Origin of the sequence: Acinetobacter sp. 102 (genome assembly GCF_037028485.1) — a bacterium.
Classification (GTDB): Bacteria; Pseudomonadota; Gammaproteobacteria; order Pseudomonadales; family Moraxellaceae; genus Acinetobacter; species Acinetobacter higginsii.
The window spans coordinates 1-23393 of the sequence record NZ_JAZEZK010000012.1 but is presented as its reverse complement, the minus strand read 5'-3'; the positions used below and the strand labels follow the sequence as shown (position 1 = coordinate 23393).

The 23393-nt window shown below is 40.7% G+C and carries 18 protein-coding genes; 11 read left to right on the top strand and 7 right to left on the bottom strand.

The window, feature by feature from the left end; genetic code table 11:
• Window positions 1-32: 32 nt before the first annotated feature.
• From astE to posA, 7 genes are all read left to right on the top strand, one after another.
• Complete coding sequence (gene astE, locus WA352_RS13155; protein ID WP_033133156.1) at window positions 33-1007, top strand: succinylglutamate desuccinylase; 975 nt, start codon at window positions 33-35, stop codon at window positions 1005-1007.
• Between the two features lie 172 nt (window positions 1008-1179).
• Window positions 1180-2670 (top strand): amino acid permease, encoded by a 1491-nt coding sequence (locus tag WA352_RS13150; protein ID WP_005205135.1) that lies wholly within the window; start codon window positions 1180-1182, stop codon window positions 2668-2670.
• 315 nt (window positions 2671-2985) lie between these two features.
• Window positions 2986-3636 carry a paraquat-inducible protein A gene (locus WA352_RS13145; RefSeq protein WP_033133155.1) on the top strand — a complete coding sequence of 217 codons (651 nt, stop codon included), beginning with the start codon at window positions 2986-2988 and terminating at the stop codon, window positions 3634-3636.
• On the top strand, window positions 3633-4412 hold the full coding sequence (locus WA352_RS13140; protein ID WP_033133154.1) for a paraquat-inducible protein A: 780 nt from the start codon (window positions 3633-3635) through the stop codon (window positions 4410-4412). Before WA352_RS13145 ends, WA352_RS13140 begins: the two co-directional genes overlap by 4 nt.
• A 39-nt stretch (window positions 4413-4451) precedes the next feature.
• On the top strand, window positions 4452-6110 hold the full coding sequence (locus WA352_RS13135) for a PqiB family protein (RefSeq protein WP_164467921.1): 1659 nt from the start codon (window positions 4452-4454) through the stop codon (window positions 6108-6110).
• Window positions 6107-6808 carry a PqiC family protein gene (locus WA352_RS13130; RefSeq protein ID WP_033133153.1) on the top strand — a complete coding sequence of 234 codons (702 nt, stop codon included), beginning with the start codon at window positions 6107-6109 and terminating at the stop codon, window positions 6806-6808. Before WA352_RS13135 ends, WA352_RS13130 begins: the two co-directional genes overlap by 4 nt.
• A 162-nt stretch (window positions 6809-6970) precedes the next feature.
• Window positions 6971-10969, top strand: a complete 3999-nt coding sequence (gene posA / locus WA352_RS13125) for a delta-poly-L-ornithine synthetase PosA (protein ID WP_336142870.1) — start codon at window positions 6971-6973, stop codon at window positions 10967-10969.
• An 88-nt stretch (window positions 10970-11057) separates the two neighbouring features.
• On the opposite strand, the gene WA352_RS13120 is transcribed toward posA, so the two are convergent.
• Window positions 11058-11822, bottom strand: coding sequence for a COG4705 family protein (locus tag WA352_RS13120; RefSeq protein ID WP_033133151.1), 765 nt, complete (start codon window positions 11820-11822; stop codon window positions 11058-11060).
• 159 nt (window positions 11823-11981) lie between these two features.
• Here WA352_RS13120 and WA352_RS13115 point away from each other — a divergent pair, with 159 nt between their 5' ends.
• On the top strand, window positions 11982-12542 hold the full coding sequence (locus tag WA352_RS13115) for an undecaprenyl-diphosphatase (RefSeq protein ID WP_005205123.1): 561 nt from the start codon (window positions 11982-11984) through the stop codon (window positions 12540-12542).
• Between the two features lie 121 nt (window positions 12543-12663).
• Here WA352_RS13115 and WA352_RS13110 read toward each other — a convergent pair whose 3' ends face one another.
• Genes WA352_RS13110 through tssH form a run of 6 tightly spaced genes read right to left on the bottom strand, consistent with a single transcriptional unit; the run spans window position 12664 to window position 20254 of the window.
• Window positions 12664-13632, bottom strand: a complete 969-nt coding sequence (locus WA352_RS13110; protein ID WP_162180569.1) for a M15 family metallopeptidase — start codon at window positions 13630-13632, stop codon at window positions 12664-12666.
• Between the two features lie 3 nt (window positions 13633-13635).
• A complete protein-coding gene (locus WA352_RS13105) occupies window positions 13636-14256 on the bottom strand; it encodes a hypothetical protein (protein WP_033133150.1) in 621 nt (206 codons plus the stop codon).
• A gap of 10 nt (window positions 14257-14266) precedes the next feature.
• On the bottom strand, window positions 14267-15073 hold the full coding sequence (icmH, locus tag WA352_RS13100; protein WP_033133149.1) for a type IVB secretion system protein IcmH/DotU: 807 nt from the start codon (window positions 15071-15073) through the stop codon (window positions 14267-14269).
• Window positions 15074-15083: 10 nt separating this feature from the next.
• Window positions 15084-16448: a type VI secretion system baseplate subunit TssK gene (gene tssK / locus WA352_RS13095; RefSeq protein ID WP_005205118.1), complete on the bottom strand. Its 1365-nt coding sequence runs from the start codon at window positions 16446-16448 to the stop codon at window positions 15084-15086.
• Window positions 16449-16464: 16 nt separating this feature from the next.
• Window positions 16465-17562 carry a type VI secretion system protein TssA gene (gene tssA, locus WA352_RS13090; protein WP_033133148.1) on the bottom strand — a complete coding sequence of 366 codons (1098 nt, stop codon included), beginning with the start codon at window positions 17560-17562 and terminating at the stop codon, window positions 16465-16467.
• A gap of 25 nt (window positions 17563-17587) precedes the next feature.
• Entirely contained in the window at window positions 17588-20254 is a 2667-nt protein-coding gene (tssH, locus tag WA352_RS13085; protein ID WP_033133147.1) for a type VI secretion system ATPase TssH, read from the bottom strand.
• A 375-nt stretch (window positions 20255-20629) separates the two neighbouring features.
• Here tssH and WA352_RS13080 point away from each other — a divergent pair, with 375 nt between their 5' ends.
• Genes WA352_RS13080 through tssC form a run of 3 tightly spaced genes read left to right on the top strand, consistent with a single transcriptional unit; the run spans window position 20630 to window position 23334 of the window.
• On the top strand, window positions 20630-21337 hold the full coding sequence (locus tag WA352_RS13080; RefSeq protein ID WP_033133202.1) for a hypothetical protein: 708 nt from the start codon (window positions 20630-20632) through the stop codon (window positions 21335-21337).
• Window positions 21338-21356: 19 nt separating this feature from the next.
• Window positions 21357-21860 (top strand): type VI secretion system contractile sheath small subunit, encoded by a 504-nt coding sequence (tssB, locus tag WA352_RS13075; RefSeq protein WP_004805522.1) that lies wholly within the window; start codon window positions 21357-21359, stop codon window positions 21858-21860.
• Window positions 21853-23334, top strand: coding sequence for a type VI secretion system contractile sheath large subunit (tssC, locus tag WA352_RS13070; RefSeq protein WP_005190398.1), 1482 nt, complete (start codon window positions 21853-21855; stop codon window positions 23332-23334). Before tssB ends, tssC begins: the two co-directional genes overlap by 8 nt.
• The last annotated feature ends 59 nt before the right edge of the window (window positions 23335-23393 follow it).

Below are 23393 nucleotides of genomic sequence, written 5' to 3'. Positions count from 1 at the left end.
CAGTAAACAACGGCTTTTAAGGATGAAAGTACATGGTTGATCTATTAACGTTGACTTTAACGCAACGAATGCCTGTGCAGATGCAAGGTGAGACGACGGGATTTACATGGCAGTGGTTGGGTGAAGGGCTATTGCAATGTACACCGAAGACAAACTATGGAAAGACCATGCTGCTTTCTGCTGGGATTCATGGCAATGAAACTGCACCGATCGAGCTATTGGACCAAATTATTCATGACCTATTTGCCGAGCGTTTAACGCTTGCAGTACGGGTACTGTTTGTGTTGGGTAATCCTGAAGCGATTCGACATGGGATGCGCTATCTTGAAAATGATATGAACCGCATGTTTTGTGGTGCCTATCAGCACTTAGCCCAAGATCAGGAAACCGAACGGGCTGCTCACTTAGAGCAAGTAACAGCACAGTTTTTTGAACAAAGTCAGCCGCAAGCACAGCGCTATCATTATGATCTGCATACGGCAATTCGTGCCTCATTGCTGCCTGTTTTTGCCCTATTTCCATATCAAAGCAAGCCTTATGATGAGTTCCTTATTCAAAGTCTAGAGGCTGCTGATTTGGATGCTTTGGTCTATCACAATGCCGCAGGCAAAACCTTTACTCATTTTACGGCTGAAAAATTTCAAGCAGCGAGTAGTACTTTGGAGCTAGGCAAGGCCAAACCTTTTGGGGCCAATGATTTAGCCCAGTTTGCCAGTACTGACCAGATGCTGCGCGCAGTTCTTGCAGATCAAGCATTGCCGATCAGACAGAAATCCGACATTCGACAGTTTAAGGTGGTGGATTCAATCTTAAAACAAAGTGAAGATTTTCAACTCAAATTGAGTGCTGACGCACCAAACTTTTCTACTTTTCAGAAAGACGAGTTGATTGCAACACAACAGGCTGGGGATTATGTTGCGCATGATCAACAAGTCTGGATTTTATTTCCAAACCCTAAGGTAAAAACAGGGCTTCGAGCAGGGCTGATTTTAAAAGAAATTGAATAAACAGTCGCCGTTTTAACAGTTTAACTGTCGGCAAGGAATAAATGAAATGGAGTTTGAATATGGATGTTCAATAGAACAAAGCGTGTCAAAGAATATCGTTTAGATATTCGTTTTTATGAAAGTGAAACAGCAAGGACAGGTTGTCATAAGAATACAGTTGGAGTGACCGTGTATGAGTAACAATAACGAAAAGACATTTCCCTCAGGCCAAGCCCTGAGTGGACAATATGTACCGCAGCAGGATGTTGCCAGTTTATCGGAAACTTCGAGCGCAGAGATTGAAGTGGGTAAACCATTGAAACGTGCCATGACCAAACGTCATTTGGTGATGATTTCTTTAGGTGGTGCAATTGGAACAGGGCTGTTTTTAGGCTCTGGCGATGTCATTTCTCAGGCTGGTCCAGTCGGTGCGATTCTCTCTTACCTATTGGGTGGTGTAATTGCATACATGGTGATGTTGTGTTTAGGTGAACTCGCTGTACAAATGCCAGTTTCAGGTTCTTTTGGTGAATATGCCAGAACTTATATTGGCCCAGGCACAGGCTATATGATCACGTGGTTGTATTGGCTAACGTGGACTGCAACTTTGGGGACTGAATTTACCGCTGCGGCTCTACTGATGCAGGAATGGTTTCCGTCTATTTCCATGTGGACGTGGACCTTATTATTTGCAGGGCTGGTGTTTAGCTTGAATGTCAGTTCGACACGGCTATTTGCTGAGTCAGAGTTCTGGCTGTCTTTGGTTAAAGTTCTGACTATTATCTGTTTTATTGGGTTGGGTTTAGCCGCTATCTTTGGCTTTATTTCTTATCATGGGCATGAGTCTGCACCGCTGTTCAGTAAGTTGACGGAACATGGCTGGTTTCCAAATGGTATTTTCCCAATTTTCGCGACCATGTTGATCGTGAACTTTGCATTCTCTGGCACAGAGTTGATTGGTGTCGCTGCAGGTGAAGCAGAAGAACCTGCGAAAACAGTACCTAAAGCCATCAATGCCGCGATCTGGCGTTTATTGATTTTCTTTGTGGGTACCATTGTGGTGATTTGTGCATTACTGCCTTATGAAATGGCAGGTATAAATGCCAACAGTGTCAGTAATAGTCCATTCGTTACCGTATTTAATTATATTGGGATTCCATATGCGGAAGACATTATTCGTTTTGTGATTATTACGGCACTTTTATCTGCTGCAAACTCAGGTTTATTTGCAGCATCGCGGATGATGTGGTCATTGTCTGCAAAGAATCAGTTGCCGAAGGTGTTTTCAAAATTAACCCGTTCAGGCACACCGATTATCGCGATTATTGTGACCATGTTTGGCGCGATTCCAGGTTTGCTATCGGAACATTTTGCACCTGAAACGATTTTCAAAAATTTATTGGGTGTTGCCGCTTTTACCATGGTAGTGGTATGGATTTCGATTTGTGTTTCCCAATTTAACTTCCGCAGACAATGGATCAAATCGGGTAAAACAGTCAAAGACTTAAAATTTGCTGCACCATTATTCCCACTCACCCCGATTTTAGGTGGTGTATTCTGTGTGATCACCTGTATTAGTATGGTGACCGATCCATCGATGCAAGTGGGCTTCGTCTGTTGTGTCCTGTTTATTATTGCCTGCTATGCAAGCTACAATATTTTTTATAAAAATAAAGCCGTTTAAGTAAAACTTTTATTTAAAATAAATATATAGACGAATAGGTTGTAGGCGTGATCTGCAACCTATTCGTCTTTTTTATGTAGGATAATAGGGCTGCTGTGCGCTTGGTGATAGACTAACCCGTACTTGAGCTTTGTTCTTTCTGATAAAGATTAAATAAGCCATCAACTAATAGGATTGAGAATGCTTTTAGATGATGATTTGTTTACATATTGTGTAAGAAATACAGTCCGTGGTTGTGATTGCAAAAATAAAAGGTATAAATGGGTTAAGTCGATTTCTTAAACAACAAAGAATCTGTGTGATGAGTTTGACTTTATGGCGAATAAAAATAATCCATCCGTAGTGATTGGTCAGCAAGTCAGACTCACTGAACTGGCGGGTTGTGAAGAATGCGATGCAATATATCGCAGGGTTGAGCTTGCATCGGGTGAACGGGCATATTGCACCTGTTGTGGTGCGGAGTTATATCGTCGAAGTCGATCTTTTTCTTCTTTGCTTGCCTTGGTCATTACTGCTTTGATTGTTTTTGTGATTGCCAATAGTTTTCCCATCGTCATTGTTGAGCTACAGGGCAATACCTCTCAGACCACTTTAATCGGTGCTGCATGGACCATGTTTCATATTGATCGTGCCTTGGTTGGTGTTTTGATTCTGATTACAACTTTTGTTGTGCCTTTGGTTGAGCTGTTATTGCTGAGCTATGTGCTTTTTTTTATTAGTGTGTTGAAGGTCAGGCCTCAATTTTTGACTTTGGCACTGAGAGCCTTATTTCTGTTTCGGACATGGGGTATGGTTGAGGTTTTTTTAATTGGTGTACTGGTAACCTTGGTCAAACTTGTGGGCATGGTCACCGTTATTCCTGGTGTTGCACTCTGGGCATTTACATTATTGAGCGTGCTTTTGGTCTATATTGCTTCGGTCAAGATTAAAGATATCTGGGATGAAGTTGATCGGAGTCTTGGATGAAGCAAAAACACGACCATGACACCGAGATTGGTTCAATTGTAGAACAGCTTTCCGATGTTGATTTACAGATCAAAAACTATGTCAGGGCAAAACAGGTTGGGCTCATTCAATGTCATTGCTGTGGATTACTGAATGCTGTAGCAAGTCACGCAGATCAGCAAAATCATGCTCAATGTTCAAGATGCAAAAGTACCTTGCACTCACGTAAACCACAAAGTTTAAATCGTACTTTTGCTTTGGTGGTCGCTGCAGCAATTTTATATATACCTGCCAATGTACTCCCCATGACGGTAACAGATTCTTTGTTGGGGCGTCAGCAAGATACCATTATTAGTGGTGTGATCTATTTCTGGCAAAATAGTGATTATCTGGTGTCTGTGGTTATTTTTATGGCCAGTATTTTTATCCCGATTTTAAAATTATTGATTCTGATTTTTTTATTAATTTCAGTCTATATGCAATCTTCCTCAAGATGGCATTTTACCCCTGAACAATGTGCGCTGATGTATCGCATTGTTGAATTTATTGGGCGTTGGTCCATGATTGATGTCTTTGTGGTTGCATTGCTGACTGCATTGATTCAAATTCAGTCATTGGCAACTATTTTGGCAGGGCCTGGCGCAGTTGCTTTTGGTGCTGTAGTGGTTTTGACCATGTTTGCTTCACTCAGTTTCGACCCCAGAATTATTTGGGACAATTATTTCAAGGCGCGTCACGCGAATGCTCAACAATCAAATCATTTGAAAGGAACGGCGATTCATCAATTAAAAAGTTAAGATTGACGATGAGCCTTATTTTTGACCTATAAAAGAAAGATCACTATGTCAGAAAATACCCCGAATAGCCAAGATTCTGAAGAAAACACTACGGTGGTAACGCAGAACGATGCAATCTTCGACGAGCCTGAAAAAAAGAAGGGACGTTGGAGACCTGCGTTGATTTGGCTGGTTCCATTTGTTGCGCTTTTAATCGCACTTTCGCTTGCAGCAAAAGCGGTTTTGGATACAGGTCCAACCATTGAAGTGTCTTTCCGAACAGCAGAAGGCTTGGTTGCAGGGAAAACCACGGTACGTTATAAGCAGGTCGATATTGGTTTGGTTCGACAAATTGATCTTTCGGATGACCGATCTCATGTCATTGCCAAAATCGAATTACGTAAAGATGCCAGTAATTTTGCTGCCAAAGATTCGCGTTTTTGGGTGGTGAGACCGCGAGTAGGAACGGGTGGTATTTCGGGTATTGATACCTTACTCTCAGGGGCATACATTGAAGTCGATGGTGGGAAGGCTGAACAGAAGCAAGAGAATTTTACTGGGCTTGAAGTTCCACCTGTAGTGTCATCGGATATACCAGGCAAGGTCTTTTTCTTAAAAGCACAGGACTTGGGGTCACTTGATGTTGGCGTGCCGATTTACTATCGCAGAATTAATGTCGGGCAGATTACAGCGTATAAATTAGCAGCTGATGGGAAAAGTGTTGAACTACAAACCTTTATCCAATCTCCTTACGATAAGTTCGTAACCACAGATGCGCGTTTTTGGCAGGCCAGTGGGGTTGATGTGACCTTAAATGCATCAGGATTTAATCTGGATACGCAATCACTGGCCAGTATTATTGCGGGTGGTATTGCCTTTGGTTATCCAGAAAATTCTGCTGGAGCAATTGCACCAGACAATAGTTATTTTACTTTATCAGACTCTCGCAAAGAGGCGATGAAGGAGCCTGATGGTAAGCCGCGTCCAATTATTATGTACTTTGATCATTCACTTCGTGGTTTAACCGCGGGTGCACCAATTGACTTTATGGGCATTGAGATTGGTAATGTCAAAGCAATCAACGTCGAATTTGATCAGTCTTATACGCATTTAAGAATGCGCGTGGATGCAGTGATTTATCCATCGCGTTTAGCGCATGGCAAAGAACTTGATCCAGATGGCGAAATTTTTAAATACTTTATCGAGAGAGGTTGGCGTGCGCAGATGCGGACAGGTAATTTATTAACAGGTCAGAACTATATTGCCTTTGATAAGTTTCCAAAAGCCAAAGCCGCGTCTTTAATCACGAGACCAGATGGACGTGTTGAAGTACCAACCACGGCAACAGAGTTGAGTGGCTTACAGGCACAAGTTTCACAAATCGCGGATAAAGTGAGTAAGTTCCCACTCGAAGAAATTGGACAAGATGTTCGTAAGACGCTTAATAATATGAACACCACCATTGAGTCGACTGACAAACTGGTAAAACAGTTGGATGGCAAAGTCGCACCTGGTTTACAAGCGACGCTGAATGATGTGCGTAAAACCATGCAATCGAGTGAATCCATTTTATCCAGTGATGCACCGATGCAGCAGGATGTCCGTAAAGCATTGCAGCAAATGACTCGAGCTGCGGCATCTTTACAATTAATGGCTGATTATATTGAACAGCATCCTGAATCATTGATTCGGGGTAAAAAAGCAGAGGCAAACAAATGATAAGAACAATCATCGCTAAACATTCATCTGCTGTAGCAGGAGTGCTCAGCAGCGTGAGCATCTTATCTGCTGCGGTGTTGCTCACAGCTTGTTCGGGTTCTCCCACACCGAACTATTACACCTTGGCAAGCAAAGTTTCTCCATTGCCAAGTTCAAAGGTCAGAGTCATTGAAGTATTGCCTGTTGGATTGCCAGATCGTATCAATCGTGCGCCTATCGTGATACAGGATGCAGCGGGTAAATCTAAAATTATGGAAAACGAGCGTTGGACGTCTACGCTTGGGGCTGAATTAAGAGATAACCTGTCTGCAGGTTTACAGCAAAAACTTGGTGCGGTTGATCGTTATAACAGCGGTATGGTGGGCGGCAAGGTGTCTTATCGGGTTGCAACTGATTTTTCACATTTTGATATTATTAATACATCCGATATCGCCAACAAAAATGTTGAAGTTTCTGTTGCCTGGATCATTAAACGTAATGATCCGAATATCACCTTAGATCAGAACTCAACCCAAAATCAGCAGTTGGCATGCCGTATGACGTTTACTCAGCCAGTATCAGGTAAGAACAATCAGATACAAGATATTGTGAGTGGTGCGAGTAGTTCATTGAGTCGAGTTATTGATGCAATGGCGCTGTCAATTGTGTCCTTAGATGCAAAAACCTCACCTAACATAAATGGGGTAATTTGTTCATAATTTGAATAAAAAGTGGTCAGATTGATCACTTTTGTTCTGTTCAGGTTTTATTGTTTATTCAGACATCACAGTTTAATGTTGTTTTAAGTTGCTCTCTTTAATTTACCAACGAATACCTCATTTCGTCTTTGGCTAAATCAAAACATTAAAGAGAGCATAAAAATGAATCAATGTGTGATGAGCGCAAAAAATATTATTCGTGGTAAGCACCACCCAGAATTTTTACAGCATGAAGTCCTTGCTGATATTTTTATTGAAACAGCACAAACATTTCCTGAAAAAGTCGCCCTGATTGAAGCTGAACGAACGTTGAGCTATGGCGAGTTATATCAACAAGCTTTATTGATGGCACAGCATCTGACCCTGGAAGGAATTAAAGCGGGTGATATTGTTGGTTTATGGCTACCTCGTGGTATTGAATTATTAAAATCACAGTTAGCCATTTGTTTAAGTGGTGCGGCTTGGCTACCATTTGATATGGATACACCTGCAGACCGAATTGCCGTCTGTCTTGAAGATGCTACTGCAGTGGGGATGATTACCAGTGATGAATGGTATGAACACTTACAAGAAGTCCCACAAACGAAATGGACCAATACTGAATTGCAGCGACCACTGCATGAGACTGTGGAATTAGCCAAAACCTCACCTGAACAGCCTGCCTATATTATTTATACCTCGGGTTCGACAGGAAAGCCGAAAGGGATTGTAATTACCCAGAAGAATATCTGTCATTTCCTACGTAGTGAAAACAGTATTTTAGGGATTCAAGAGCAGGATAAGGTCTATCAAGGTTTCTCGGTTGCTTTTGATATGTCCTTTGAAGAAATCTGGTTGTCTTACCTCGTCGGCGCAAGCTTGTGGATTGCACCAAAATCCTTAGTCAGTGATCCAGAGCGACTCTGCCAAACATTGAAACAGCAACAGATTACCGTATTACATGCTGTGCCGACTTTACTGGCTTTATTTCCTGAAGATGTTCCGAATTTACGCATCATCAATCTGGGCGGGGAGATGTGCCCTGATTCATTGGTGGAACGTTGGGCCTTACCACACCATCAAATGTTTAATACCTATGGACCAACCGAAACCACAGTCACTGCCAGTCTGGAACTGTTGCAGCGTGGCAAACCGGTCACCATCGGCAAGCCCTTACCCAACTATGGCATGTTGGTCATTAATGCGGAACGGGAACTTCTGGCACAAGGTGAAACAGGGGAACTGTGTATCTTTGGCCCCAGTGTAGCTCCAGGCTATCTCGGACGCCCTGATCTGACTACAGATAAATTTATTGAGAATCCTTGGGCAAATAATGAGGATGAAATCAGCTTGTACCGCACTGGAGACTTGGCCAAAATTGATGAATTTGGTCAGGTGCATTGTTTAGGTCGTGCCGATGATCAGGTTAAAATCCGAGGCTTCCGAGTTGAACTCGGTGAAATTGAAGCAGCGCTATGCGATCTTGATGGAATTGGTACGGCAGCAGTCATCCTAAGAGCGGAAGATGGTATTGATCAGTTGATTGCCTTCATTGCACCTGAGTTGGAGGCAAAACAAAGCATTGAGATTAAACAGCTTCGACATCATTTGAGCCAACGCTTACCGCCATATATGGTGCCTAATCGTTTTGAAATTATTGAGGAAGTGCCACGGTTGTTGTCTGGGAAAATTGACCGTAAGGCATTGAAAGCTCGCCCATTAACCAGTGTGATTGATCGGAGTGAATCTGACCAGCCACAGAATGAAGCTGAACAGATTTTATTTGAGATTCTAGGTCGTTTATTTCCGAATATCCCAATGAAGTTAGACTCAGATTTCTTTGATGATCTCGGAGGCCATTCCTTACTCGCTGCGGTATTGATCTCGAATTTACGTGAACACCCTCAATATAGCCATCTGACCATTCAAAGCTTATATCAGGCCAGAAAAGTCGGCGCGATTGCAGCTTTAATGTTAGAACAACCTGAACCCTCCTTATTTGATCGGCAGATTGGACAAGATAATCCACGTAATCAGGCTTATAAATGGCTGTGTGGGATTGCACAGGCGGTGACGATCCCTGTATTGATCTCGATCAATATTCTGCAATGGTTGGCACCATTCTTTACTTATCACTATTTCACAGGCGGCACACGAGATAGTATTCCTTATGCGATCGCGTTGTCTTTGCTGGTGTATATCAGTGTGATTATTGCCAGTTTTGCAGTTTCAATTACAGTAAAACGGTTACTGATGTTAGGGGTTGGCGCAGGTCGTTATCCATTATGGGGAATGACCTATTTCCGTTGGTGGTTAGCTGATCGGATCACCAGTATTTCACCTGTATATCTACTCTCTGGTTCAACCTTACTGAATTTATATCTCAAAGCACTTGGGGCAAAAATTGGGCATGATGTCACGATTAGCTCAGTGCATATCCGGATGCCATCGTTGTTACAGATTGAAGATGGGGTCAGTATTGGTTCCAATGTAAATCTGGAAAATGCCAAGGTTGAGCACGGACATCTCGTATTGGGTTCAATCCAACTCAAAAAAGACAGTTATGTGGGCTCTTATGCAGTATTGGAAGAAAATACCGTGTTAGAACCGCAAGCGCATGTCAATGCTTTAACCTCAATTGAATATGGCACTACGGTACCCGCAGGTGAAATTTGGGAAGGAACACCAGCGAAAAAAATAGGCCATATTGATGAGTTGGAATCATTAGCTGCACGACCAAAATTATCTTTAGTGCGCAAATTTTCTGAATATGGCTATTACAGTGTCAGTGCTTTAATCATTGCCTGTTTGTTCTTTATTCCGATTTTCCCAAGTTTCTTGTTAGTGGATTGGTTAGATGTCAATGTGTTTAATATTGATCCGAATAACCATATTCAAACCGCACTGTATTATTTCATCCTTGCCATTCCTGCCAGTGCCATGATGATGGTCATTACCGCATTGATTTCATCGGCTATACGTAAGATTGTATTACCACGTTTAGAGACAGGCACTTATGCCATACATGGTGGTACTTATTATCGTAAATGGTTCGCAGCTCAGATTTTAGAGACCAGTTTACAGACTTTACATGGTTTGTTCGCCACCATATATGCTCCGACATGGTTTCGTATGTTGGGCGCAAAGGTAGGTAAAAATACAGAAATTTCGACTGCCACAGGTGTAATTCCTGAAATGCTGACTCTAGGTGAAGAAAGTTTTATTGCAGATGCGGTGATGCTCGGTGATGAAGAAATTAAAGGCGGCTGGATGTCGTTGAAATCGACTCAAATTGGCAATCGTAGCTTTGTTGGGAATAGTGCCTATATCGCGGATGGTACGGTATTACCGGATAATGTTTTGATTGGTGTGCAATCAAAAACGCCAGATAACCGAGAAATGTATTCAGGTCAGACATGGTTCGGTTCGCCACCTTTATTGTTGCCAGCGCGTGAAGCAGCAGCGCAATATCCAGATCATCTTACCTTTAAACCAAGTATCAAACGCCGTTTTATGCGAAGCTTGATTGAGGGTTTACGTATTGTATTACCGACAGCACTCGCCATTGGTGTAGGTTATATGATTGTTTTAGAAGTGATTGATGTCATTAATGACTATAGTATTGCGATGGGGCTATTGGCTTTAACTATGGCTGGATTGTTATACGGCGTGGGTTGTTTTGTCATCGTGACCGTATTGAAATGGGCTTTAATTGGACGTTATCAACCACGTTCAGCACCGATGTGGACCATGTTCGTTTGGCTCAGTGAAGGCATTACCAGTCTCTATGAATCTGTTGCGATTCCGAACTTCTTGAATTATTTAAGAGGGACACCGATGTTGCCTTTCTTCTTGCGTCTTTTAGGTGTTGGGATTGGTAAGGATGTATATCTAGATACCGCCGATATCACTGAATTTGACTGTGTGAAGATTGGAGACCGTGCAGAATTTAACAGCTTCTCTGGGCCACAAACGCATTTATTTGAAGACCGCATCATGAAAATTGGTCAAGTCAATATCGGCAGTGATGTGGTAGTGAATTCGCGTAGTATCATTTTATACAATGCCAATGTGGCTGACCATGCGGTATTGGGTCCACTGACATTGGTAATGAAAGGAGAGAATATTCCTGCAAAATCAGCATGGATTGGCTCACCTGCAGTACCTTGGAAACATAGCTAATCATTTATAAGTGATCACTAAAAGGGATAAGAAAATAGTTTTTCTTGTCCCTTTTCTATATGTGTAACGAAGAGGATTAGCGAAAGATTTAATGTGTTGTTGAAGCCGGTTTGGATTTAAAAAACACTAAACAAACAAGGATAAAAGCCAATAATACAAAAGAAGCACCGAATCGGCTTAAATCCAATCCGCCGTGATCAAGGGGTTTATCTAAGAAGTCACCTAAGACCGCACCGAGAGGTCTGGTTAAAACAAAAGCTGACCAGAATAAAAATGTTCTAGAGATCTTGGTCCAATAATACAAGACAATCAAGATAAGCAGTAATGAACCAAAGATCAGGGCAGCCCCTGTATAACCTAGTCCTTGGGTATCTGCTGTCCAGTCACCAAGCGCTGTTCCTAGGGTTTGAGAGAACATAATGGTGACCCAGTAAAAGGCTTCGGTCTTTGCAGACTGCACACTGTTCACCGCAATATTGCCACAGCTCCAATACCAGATCGCAAGCGAGCTAAGCAGTAGGGTGAGTAAAATAATACTCCCTCCGAGATAGCCTATGTCTAGAGAGCGATCGACATAATCAGCAATGGTGGTTCCCAGTGTTGTGGTTGAGATAATAGTTGCCCAATATAAGAAGGGTTTGTACTCTTTGGCTTTCATTTGCAGTGAAACAAAGCCAATAAAAATAATAGAAAAAATACATGTACTTAAGATATAGCCCAGATTGAGCGACATTGATAAAGCATCACCAGCCGTTTCACCGAGTGTTGTTGCTGCAATTTTTATAATCCAGAACAGCAATGTCACTTCAGGCACTTTGCTTAATACTTCGGGTAGCCTATTTTTGTTATCCATAATTCATTCCAATTGAAGGGTAGATCAAATTTAGGATTTTTTTATTAATAGCGACTTAAAACTAAATTGTAATTTTGTTTGGTTTTTAAGCGTATTTAATTTTATTTTAAGCTGATATTTTTATATTCACATCGTCAAATAATCATGGAACGATTGACGATGTCAATTGAAACGATCGATATCAGCTTATTTAATTGGATTAACTCAGCTGCAACTCAAAATCCTATTTTAGATAAAGCTGCATTATTCGCATCTCATAATTTAATTGCAGTATTATTTGTATTTTTAATTGCTTCATTGTTTTTTAAGGATAAAAAATACCGAGTACAGTTTATCAAGATGCTTATCACCATCGTTGTTTCATTACTCGTGACTCAGATCATTCATTCGGTCTACTACCATCCACGTCCTTTTGACATGGGAATCGGACACATCCTGACAGGACATGGTTCATCTTCTTCATTTCCAAGCCAGCATACCTTGACAGTAGCAACGATTGCATTTGCATATCTACTGTCTGGTTATCGAAAAATTGGAAGTGCAGCATTGCTATTGGCTTTAATTGTAGGTTGGTCCAGAATTTATATTGGTGTCCATTTCCCTTTCGATGTACTTGGATCATTTGTGATTGCTTTTATGCTGGTATTAGGAATGAATATAATATTTAAGGAGTTTATTTTTAAAGTTAAAAAAACAGTTCCCATATCTGTTGTGGATTAAGATTTTTTTAATTTTAGTGTGAATTATATTTTATTGAAATATTCTAATTTGATATTAAAATAAAGCCTATCCATTTATAAAGATAGGCTTTATTTAATTTAATTGTACTTTAGATCTGTTTTTAAGACTCATCTGATCGGGCGGTTAATTGTCCTTCTGCAGTGAGTTGTTCAGCCATTTCTTTGGTTTTTCTTAAGCCTGGCATACGGTATTCGGTATGACCATAATCTTGAATAGATTTCCAACGACCACCCCAAGTTAAACCAACGGATTCAGCAACTTGCCCATAGAGTTGATAACCACGCATTGCCCAAGGGTCACGTTCTGAGATAACGACTTTACCGTTGCGTTTAAAAGCAACATCGGCAGCTAAACCAAATTGGTGATAGCTTTGATAACCTTTGGCACGGGTTGTATTTGGATTCCCTGCAAGCATATTTTGGCGGCTTGGGCTGCGGTAACCTTCAAGTAACACCAACTCATAACCGTGCTGTTCTTTCATGATTTTGAATACCATCAGTAGGCGTTGCTTATAGCGAGGATTAATTTTGTCCCATTTACGATCTACCATGGATACATCAAAACTACCATGTGAATGTGTAAGTGGAATCTCAATTTGAGATGCATTAATACTCGGATCTGTTGGATGCTGGGCTTGATAGGCCTGTTCAAGCCGAGTTGCTTCGACAATAGCATCTTCAATCAAGTTGGCATCGACTTCTGGTGGTGGACTCAGCATTTCACCATTGAGTAGCGTATAAATTTGCGGATCAGTTTCTTTTAAATATTCAGCTTCAATTCGTGTGGAATTGATTGGGCGAGTAAACGCAAAAATCAGGATGCTGGCGAATAAAAAGAAACCTGCAATTAAAATCCACCATTGTTGTAAGTGCCAATGCGATTGTAATTTTTCTGGCGAGGCCGCTTGATGCATATTCTCTGCAAACTGCATCGCATTGGCAATTTTCTTTTTGCTACTTGGAAGTAATGATTGCAACAACTGCTTGCATTTATAACGCAGCTCATATGACATGAGCAGGGTTAATCCGATCGCGACAGCGACAAAGCAAAAGAAAATAAGAAAAATCATGCTTTATTGCAGTTCATTCACAGCAAAAGGCTTTTGTGTGACTTTGATTTGTACCGTTGCCTCAGGTGCTTCCGCTTCTACCTCAGGTGTTTTAGCAGGCGCTGTAGTCTTTGTTGTTTGAGGAGCAGTTTTAACCACTTTATTTGTTGCCGCAGGGACTGCTTCATTCTTCCCTGAAACAGGTTTGGTTGGCGCTACAACTTGTGTGGATTTTGCATTTGGCTCATTGGCAAAAGGGGAAACGTGCTGTCCAGTCGGTGTTGGTGCAGCTGCTGGAGGTGTGCGTTGGAAGAATTTATTTAAATCATTACTACCGGGTTGAGTGAAATTATTATCCTCTACCGATTCGGCTGTTTCATGATGACTAGCTGTCGTTTCCTCTGAGCTTTGAGTTGTCGTTTTGGTATTATGGGCTTGAGCAGGATTATTTTCTTCTACAGCTTGCTCTGGTTGCGTTGTAGCTGTATTGGATCTACTCGAGTCGGTAACAAATAAGAGAAAGAAAACCAGTGCTGCAAAGATAACTCCTGAAAGAAATCCAATCAGTAAATAAATGACAGGCGATAAGGTTTTTTTCTTATTGGTCTGTAATATGCGTAAAGAAGTTGCTCTTTCCTGAGTCATACGTTATCAACTAAGGCAAATGGATGGTGATATGTGCTTCTTCAGCAGGTGCTGAAATCACATTTTGATAAGGAGCTAAAGCACTCTGATTCTGTTTGGATAGCATGAACTTTAAGCCTGCAAAAGTGAGTGCAGCAAACATGAGCAAGAAGATTAGAATCCAGAAAAAGGGTAACTCGTGATGAATAATGTGTTTAATATGGTCAGGAATTGCGGCAAAAGGAGAAAATGCTGCTTTTTTCCCTTTGAGATAATCAATTTCATCTCCAACACGAGCCACGAGGTGATTTAGACTTTCTACAGATTCCAGACGGTATTTGCCCTGAAAACCGAGTAAGAGACAGTAGTGGAAAACCTCAAGTGATGCTAGGCGGTCTTTGCCACGACTGCGCAGTTGTTCCAAGATTTCAAAAAAACGATAACCCGCCAGTTGAGAGCCAAACAGGCTCAATTGCAATGGGCTAATCAGCCATGAATTCTGTAAGTTAAAATAGGCAGCATCCTGTTGCGTCGCAATGGTTTCATCAATCAAGGCACAAAATGCATATTTGGCGTCGTGAATATCATCAGCAGAAAATTGTAAGCGTTTGGCTTGTTGCTCAAATCGGTTCAATAAATCGACAATTTTTTCACGAAAATCAGTTGGATTTGCAGGTATATAGCGATTGCGAAGTAAAAAAACCAGATAGAACCCATCATGTAATAGATCAATCAAGTTAGTCGCTTGCACTTTATTTTGTGGTTGGTCAGACGTAGGGAAGCCTGAACCAATTTTTCCATCATCAAATAAAGAGGGGATGCCTGTTGGTTGAGTCATTGTGATTCTCTTAACTATTCATTACGGCAATGAGTTCAATACTGATATCTTGGAATCCAGCTGGTACATAGACACAGATAGATTCTGACTCAAGCATACGTTGATACAATTCGTGATGTGGTTCGATTTCAAAATAGCTGACACCAGAACGTACTGGAATTGCAGTTGGCACCTGCATTAAATGATGGAGTGGAACCGCTGGAAGAGCGGCAATAACACGTTGTTCTACATCAATTGTACTACCCACTTTAAAGCGCAATGGAACGATCTGGATCAATTCATGGGTTTGCATCATGCTGCTTGAAACCGCAATATAGAGACGAGTGTCACGGGTAATTTTGTCAGACTCAAGACTACCAACCCAATACGATGGTCGTGTTTCTTTTAAAGCAATGCTGAAATAACGGCTCGAAATAATGGTGTCTAATAAATCTCTTAGAATCAGATCAAGCTGTTGGAAACTGTCTTGTAATTGGTGATGCTTATACTGTGGCAAATGATCCACATCATACGCAGTCGAAAAGGTCAGTAAAGATCCAGTTAAACGCAATAATTCTGAAAATAAACGCTCAGGATGGATCAATGGATATTGCAACAGGTGATTCAAGCCTGCATAAGCCGTATTTAAAGCATTGATTAACCAGAACGAAACGATATCACCCGAACGGAATTCAATGAGTTTCTGTTCATTTTCACGATTGTTGCTTTGAATGGTTTTAATTTTTGCCTTAATAACGTTGAGCGTACGCTTTAAATTATTAATTAAAGATTCAGAAGCCGCGATATGTAAAATAGGTGGAATAAACTTATTATCCAGCTCAAAATGACCTGAGCTTTGACGCTTAATCTTGGCGACTGGAATATATAAGAAGCCATCTAAATTTTGACTAGGTTGAATATGCTGTTCTAACAATTTGAATTCGGCACGACGACGTAACAAATTCAGTTCAGCAGGGCTAGCATCAGTAAACAGATCATGTGTTTCAGTCAAATAGTTATGATAACGACTAGACACTGAGCGTGTTTCATCAGCAATGTTTTTCTTATTGGCCTGCAAAATTGGTAGTGCCAGATAAACCGTCATTTCACCTTGTAGATTAAGGTCATCTAATAACAATGGTTCTGGCAATAAGTCTTGTGCAGGCGCATGATAAATTTCACCATCTTGCCAAATGATTTCGACTTCTTGCAAAGCTAGAATATGAGTAGAAAGTTGAACTTCATCGAACTTTAATTTCTGCACACCGTAGGCATGTGGAATCATTGCTCGAATCGTATGATTCAAGCGTTGCTCATGGTAGGTGTCTTGAATCTGGAAATGCTGAGGACGTAAAAATAAGCCTTCACCCCAAAGAATCTTTTCTGCTTTAAACATATTTATTTACCAACAATTATTCGTATTCATTCTTTGGCTGAACACCAAGGGTGTCCTGTAGCATTTGTAAAGGATGTTCATCCTTAATCACTTGGGTTAGCCATTCATGCAACGGCATTTGACTCCACTTGATGGTTTTCTGCAGCATATAGCTGACAGGACTATGCGGCTCATTCTTTTGAAAATAAGTGGCAATTTCTTGCAATACCCGCATTGCCTGTTCGCGATTTTCGACATGCGATTGAACTTGTGGCTGGAAAGACAGCTGGTTTTGGGGAGCAGAAGATTGTGTCGTCACGGGTTGTACCATCGGCGTTGTCGATGTTTCGATTTCAGTAATGACAGTTTGAGTCGGTTGCTCAAACAAATCGGTCTTATAAATCTTTTTCAGTGTGATATGAATGGTGTCTAAGCTTGAATCGATTGCCGCAAAACTCGGCGAGTCTAAACCAAGCAGACCATCTAAAACCTGTTTCAATGTTGCCCATTGTTGTAGGATCTCATTAAAACTTTGATAGTTTTGACGCTGAAAATTTTTATCTGTATTTGATAAGGCTTGTTCGAATTGCTCTAATTCTGTCGAACCACTTGAACCCTCATAATCATCGCTTTGTTTACGACGGATATTCTCGTGATAAAGAAAGTTGTCGTAGTCGAGCAAATGGTAATAAGGCGCATGATTGATCAAAGAAACTTTTTTGATCAATAGCGGCAGTTGGTTAATCAAGCCCTGTAATAAGCCAATACGTTGATCTAGATCCTCATCTTCAACTTCAGGGTGTAGGGTTAACCAATATTGTTCTAATAAGCGATGGCTAAGCTCGAGACTTTTGGAAATTCCTGCAAAACCATAAAGGTTTGCCCAAGCTTCTGAGAGCCAAGTGAGTAAACGGATATCTTTACTTTTCGATTGGAGTAAATCTATAGATGTCGTTGCAACAAAGTCCCAATCGGCCTGTTTAGGTTCAGTGACCCAGTCACCTTGATCAAGCAGTACATCATCTTGGGTCTTTGCTTTTTTAATCGCATGAAACTCATTTGAAAATGAGTAATCCTCACCACAAGGTGACTGCTCATTAATAGGCGTTAGTAAAGATAAAATATCCATATGCATCACAAATTTGGCTCAATCTTAAAATTTACACTTCAGCTTTGGTTTTTTTAGTTGAACGTTTCTTGGTTACTTTCTCAACTGGATCTAACTGATAGGTAATTTCATCATCTTTAGTATCAATCACAATTAGTTTTGGTAACTTATGTTCCGCGAGAGCCACTAAAATTTCAGTTGCCAATGCAGGAAGGACGGTTGAGTTGAGGATGTTGTCCACATTTCGTGCGCCGCTATCCACTTCGGTACAACGGCTTAACAATAATTCGATTAAATCATCAGAATACTGAACCTTGGTTGCATACTGCTTTTCAATACGATCAACAATTTTCCCAAGCTTGTGTTTAATAATCCGAACCAATAACTCATCATGCAGTGGGAAGTAAGGCACAATGCGCATACGACCAATAAAGGCTGGTTTAAACTGCTTATATAAACTTGGTTTTAGATGTTCGATTAAGTCTTCGGCATGTGGCCATTCTTCTACAGGTTGATTTAAGCATGCCTGCATAATTGCACTTGAGCCTGTATTAGAGGTCAGAATGATTGTGGTGTTTTTAAAGTCAATCACACGACCTTCGCCATCTTCAAGCATTCCCTTGTCGAAGACTTGATAGAATAATTCTTGAACATCACTATGTGCTTTTTCAATCTCATCTAATAGCACGACACTATAAGGATTGCGACGAACGGCTTCGGTGAGAACACCGCCTTGACCATAGCCGACATAGCCAGGAGGGGCACCCTTTAACGATGAGACCGTATGCGCTTCCTGATATTCAGACATATTGATGGTGATGAGGTGATTTTCGCCGCCATACAGCTCATTAGCGAGAGCAAGGGCAGTTTCAGTTTTACCCACACCACTTGGGCCAATCAATAGGAACACACCTTGTGGTTTGTTAGGATCTTCTAATTTTGCTTTAGAGGTTTTAATGCCTTGTACCAATTGAGTGAGCGCATAATCTTGACCCATGACGCGTTCGCCAAGCTTGTCCTCAAGGCTTAGAATTTGTTTGATTTCATCATTCACCATTTTCCCAACTGGAATACCTGTCCAATCTGAAATGATTTCATTGATGATTTGTGCATTGACACGTTCAAATACTAAAGGTGTTTGACCTTGTAATTGTGCTAAGTCCGCTCTTAGTGAAGCAATTTGTGTCTTATTGTCCTGTTCTGTATGTGCATTCAATTGCTGGATTTGTTTAACCAGCGCTAGTTCTTGCTGCCATTTAGTTTCAGTGTCTTGAATTTCTTTGTCTAAGTTTGCAAGTTGCTGATTAAGATCATCTAACCGTTCATGATGGATCGGGAACTGTTGATGTTCGTGGGTAATAATTTGATGTTCTAATTTAAGATTATGTTGTTGTGCTTTGAGTTGATCCAGAATTACAGGTTGTGCATTCTGGGTTAAAGCAACACGGGCAGAAGCGGTATCGAGTACGCTCACTGCTTTATCTGGGAGTTGGCGACCGCTGATATAGCGATGAGAGGCTTGAACTGCAGTAATAATGGCTTGATCTTCAATATGTAAATTGAAGTGACTTTGCATCACTGGAATCATGGCACGTAACATATCGATCGCCACTTCTTCGGTTGGCTCTTCAACTTTGACCACCTGAAAGCGACGGCTGAGGGCTGCATCTTTTTCAAAGTATTGTTTGTACTCAGCCCAAGTTGTTGCTGCAATGGTTCTTAATTCACCACGTGCTAATGCGGGTTTGAGTAAGTTTGCGGCATCATTTTGTCCTGCTTGCCCACCAGCACCAATCATGGTGTGTGCTTCATCAATAAATAAGATGATTGGGTGAGCAGAGGCTTGTACTTCTTGAATCACTTGTTTTAAACGATTTTCAAACTCACCTTTAACGCTTGCACCTGCTTGTAACAGACCCATGTCTAAACTATGCAGCTGTACATTTTTGAGCGCTTCAGGTACTAAGCCTTGTGCAATTTTTAAAGCTAATCCTTCAACAACTGCTGTTTTACCGACACCAGGCTCACCCGTCAAAATTGGATTGTTTTGACGACGACGCATCAAGATATCCAGCATGAGTCGAATTTCAAACTCTCGACCAATAACAGGATCGATACCACCATTTTGAGCTTTTTCAGTCAGATTAATCGTGTATTGATCAAGGGCAGGTGTTTTTGCAGCCGTGATAGTAGATTCAGTGTTTGTTGTTTGTTCAGTACTGTTCGAGGTGTTTTCTGTTTGTGGTTGTTCGCTACTTTTTTCACAAATATCGAGAAACTTATGTTTCATTGTATCGATTGGAAAACGTTCAAATAAGCTTGATGCTCTAAATGCGATTTGTTGTAAATCGGGCGCAGTTAACAATGCTATCAATAAATGACTACTACGTATTAAAGGCGTTTGTTCTGCAGAAGCGAGTAACCATGCTTGTTCAAATAACCGAATGATTGATTTTGCAAAGATGGGCGTACGGGTATTACCTTTAGGTAAAGAAGCAATGGTTTCTTTTAAATCAGTAATTAAGGCATCAGCAGAGATATTATTTTTTTTTAATAAAATGTGTAAATCATTGACTATGTTTTGATTTAATAATTCAACGAATAGATGTTCAATCTCAATTTCATAATTTAATTGGTTAATACAATAGTTTGCAGACTTTTCTAATGCAGTACGAGTAGGAGCTGATAGTTTTGTAATTAAAACTTTTAAGTTACTCATTTATTACTCACAGTAATTTTTAAATACCAAGTGCTATTTACTAACTTCTAACTTGGTATGGTTGTTTTTGCTAGAAATATTTTTTGAATAAAATCAAAAACTTAACATAACTCTGCTCGAGTATACAGATTATTCTACAACAAAAAATGTCACTTTTAAACAAAAAATGCACCAGTTTTAAATTTTTTTTTTACAGGAATGTCTGTCATTAAAATTTAATAATGTTAATAAACGTAACTAGTATTGACTTTGTATGTGTTTTTTTTGTTAAATTCGCGGAAATGATGTAAATGTACAAAAATTGACGAGTAAGAGGGTTTTTTAACAATAATTGTCAGCTCTTCAATTATAAGTTAAATAATGACGAGGCATATTTTGAAAAAAGGTATTGTAATATCAATTCTTTGTATAACAGCAGGTTTAATCGGTAATTCGGCTTTTGCTGATGATAAAGAAATAAAACCAATTAAGTTAAAAAGTAAATGTCTAAAACAGAATCCGTTGGCAGTAAACCAAACGGATCATGCTTTATTAGATATTTATCAACAAGTTTGTGACAAAGATAATGCTTCGCGTGTAAACGATTTATTGGCTCAAGCAGCAATGCGTATGTATGAATTAAAGCAACCGATGAATGCTTTAAAACTGGCAACGCAGTTACAAGAGCAAAATGTACGCGGTGCTACTTTAACGGATGTTACTTTTTTAGCCAGTGTTCAAATTGCCAATGAAGCATTGCAACATATGCGCTCAAGCGAAATGCGCTATTTGAGTAATGAACTCACTTATCCACCAGCAAAACAGCTCAGTGACAGCATCCGTGTTGCTTTACCTGCTCCAGATACCTCAACGAGCAAGGCGATCACCGATGAGTCAGTCAAAAATGAGATGCGAAATACGTCGACCAATAACACAACGCGACGCACAACGAACAGAAAAGTACGTACAACCCAACCAACACGTAGTACTGTTACTCAAACAGTTGCACCGGTGAAACGTCAAACGGCTGTAACACCAACAGTTAGCAAACAAGCAAATACTGTTCAAAAGGCAGGTTCGAATCCATTCGATTCGTTGAAATAATAATCAAGGGTGAAAAGTTATGGCAAAGAGAGAAAGCGTACAGAAGAAACTGCAACGCATACGTCCCCCTCGTGTACAGCTGACATATGATGTCGAAGTTGGTGATGGTAAAGAGTCAAAAGAACTCCCTTTTGTTGTGGGTGTGATGGGGGATTTCTCCGCTGCATCAGAGCTAGAAAAGACCAAATTGAAAGACAAAAAATTTATCAATGTTGATTTAGATAACATTGATGAAGTGATGGAATCTTTGGCTCCGCGTGCGGCTTTCCAAGTTGAAAATACTTTGACGGAAGAAGGTGGGCGCATGTCGGTTGACCTTACTTTCAACTCAATGGAAGACTTCCGCCCAGAGCAAGTAGTTCAACAAGTAGATCCATTACGTAAGCTGGTTGCAGCACGTGAACGTTTGACCGATTTACGTAATAAGATTTCAAACAGCGAACGTTTAGAAGATTTGCTGGATGAAGTATTAAAAAATACCGATCAAGTTCGCCAACTCAGTGCGGAGGCTGAAAATGAGTAATTTACAAGCAGCCGCTGCAGCGAGTGTTGAAGCTGAATCAGCAAATTTGTTGGACTCAATTGTTGAGCAAAGCCGTATTGCCCGTAATGACGATGAGCATGTTCGTGCAAAAAGCTTAATTGGTGAGTTGGCAAAAGAAGTCATGGCAGGAACCATTACTGTTTCTGAAAATATGACCTTGTCAATTGATAAGCGTATTGCGGAAATTGATGCATTAATTTCAAATCAATTGAGTGAAATTATGCACCATGAGCAATTCCAAAAAATCGAATCGACATGGCGTGGTCTTTATTATTTCTGCCAAGAAACACCGTCTAACTCAATGATTAAAATTCGTATGTTGAATACGACGAAAAAAGAGTTGGTGAAAGACTTCCAAGGTGCAACAGATTTTGATCAAAGCACCTTGTTTAAAAAGATTTATGAAGAAGAATATGGCTCATTTGGTGGTGCACCTTATGCAGCGTTGATTGGTGATTTCGAGTTCGATCGTACACCGTCAGATATGTATTTATTGGAACAAATTTCTCATGTTGCTGCAGCAGCACATGCGCCATTTGTTTCGGCAGCAAGCCCAAGCATTCTTGGTCTTGAATCGTTCACTGATATTGATCGTCCACGTGATGTTTCAAAAATCTTTGAAACAGCTGAATACGTGCAATGGCGTTCTTTCCGTGACAGTGAAGATTCTCGTTATGTTGCATTGACCATGCCACACGTCTTAGGCCGCTTGCCGTACCATCCGAAAGAAGGCACTGCAACTGAAGGCTTTAACTTCGTTGAAGATGTTTCTGGCGAAAACCATGATGATTATCTGTGGATGAATGCCGCTTATGCATTCGGAACACGTTTAACCAACGCGTTTGATATGCATGGTTGGTGTGCTGCGATTCGTGGTGTTGAGGGCGGTGGTTTAGTTGAAGGCTTGCCAGTACACACCTTTAAAACCTCAGATGGTGAAGTGGTGTTTAAATGCCCAACTGAAATTGCCATTACAGACCGTCGTGAAAAAGAACTCAGCGACCTTGGCTTTATTCCATTGGTTCACTGCAAGAACACAGATTACGCAGCCTTCTTTGGTGCGCAGTCTGCTCAAAAACCAAAGAAATATGACAGTGATACGGCGAATGCAAACTCTGCACTTTCTAGCCAAATCCAATACATCATGGCGGTATCGCGCATTGCACATTACTTAAAAGCAATGATGCGTGACAAAGTGGGAAGTTTTGCATCTGCAGGCAATGTCGAAGCATTTTTAAATGAATGGCTCTCGCAATATGTCTTGCTAGATGATGGTGCATCTCAAGAAGCAAAAGCACAATATCCGCTTCGTGAGGCATCTGTAAAAGTTGTAGAAGATCCAGCTCAACCGGGTCACTACAAGTCTGTGGTTTTCTTAAGACCACATTTCCAGCTGGATGAGTTGTCTGTTTCTTTACGACTCGTGACTGAACTACCTCAGTCCTCAAATTAACAATGAGATCAGCTAGATAATAACTTTAAATAAAATAGAGGTAATTTTTAAATGAAAGA

Excerpts from the sequence above, each read along its gene's own strand:
- WA352_RS13145 (WP_033133155.1), top strand. The coding sequence starts at position 2,986 with ATGGCGAATAAAAATAATCCATCCGTAGTGATTGGTCAGCAAGTCAGA.
- WA352_RS13105 (WP_033133150.1), bottom strand. The coding sequence starts at position 14,256 with ATGACTCAGGAAAGAGCAACTTCTTTACGCATATTACAGACCAATAAG.
- tssK (WP_005205118.1), bottom strand. The coding sequence starts at position 16,448 with ATGTTTAAAGCAGAAAAGATTCTTTGGGGTGAAGGCTTATTTTTACGT.
- WA352_RS13115 (WP_005205123.1), top strand. The coding sequence starts at position 11,982 with ATGTCAATTGAAACGATCGATATCAGCTTATTTAATTGGATTAACTCA.
- tssB (WP_004805522.1), top strand. The coding sequence starts at position 21,357 with ATGGCAAAGAGAGAAAGCGTACAGAAGAAACTGCAACGCATACGTCCC.
- WA352_RS13150 (WP_005205135.1), top strand. The coding sequence starts at position 1,180 with ATGAGTAACAATAACGAAAAGACATTTCCCTCAGGCCAAGCCCTGAGT.
- WA352_RS13130 (WP_033133153.1), top strand. The coding sequence starts at position 6,107 with ATGATAAGAACAATCATCGCTAAACATTCATCTGCTGTAGCAGGAGTG.
- WA352_RS13120 (WP_033133151.1), bottom strand. The coding sequence starts at position 11,822 with ATGGATAACAAAAATAGGCTACCCGAAGTATTAAGCAAAGTGCCTGAA.
- tssH (WP_033133147.1), bottom strand. The coding sequence starts at position 20,254 with ATGAGTAACTTAAAAGTTTTAATTACAAAACTATCAGCTCCTACTCGT.
- tssC (WP_005190398.1), top strand. The coding sequence starts at position 21,853 with ATGAGTAATTTACAAGCAGCCGCTGCAGCGAGTGTTGAAGCTGAATCA.
- icmH (WP_033133149.1), bottom strand. The coding sequence starts at position 15,073 with ATGACTCAACCAACAGGCATCCCCTCTTTATTTGATGATGGAAAAATT.
- astE (WP_033133156.1), top strand. The coding sequence starts at position 33 with ATGGTTGATCTATTAACGTTGACTTTAACGCAACGAATGCCTGTGCAG.
- WA352_RS13110 (WP_162180569.1), bottom strand. The coding sequence starts at position 13,632 with ATGATTTTTCTTATTTTCTTTTGCTTTGTCGCTGTCGCGATCGGATTA.
- posA (WP_336142870.1), top strand. The coding sequence starts at position 6,971 with ATGAATCAATGTGTGATGAGCGCAAAAAATATTATTCGTGGTAAGCAC.
- WA352_RS13140 (WP_033133154.1), top strand. The coding sequence starts at position 3,633 with ATGAAGCAAAAACACGACCATGACACCGAGATTGGTTCAATTGTAGAA.
- tssA (WP_033133148.1), bottom strand. The coding sequence starts at position 17,562 with ATGCATATGGATATTTTATCTTTACTAACGCCTATTAATGAGCAGTCA.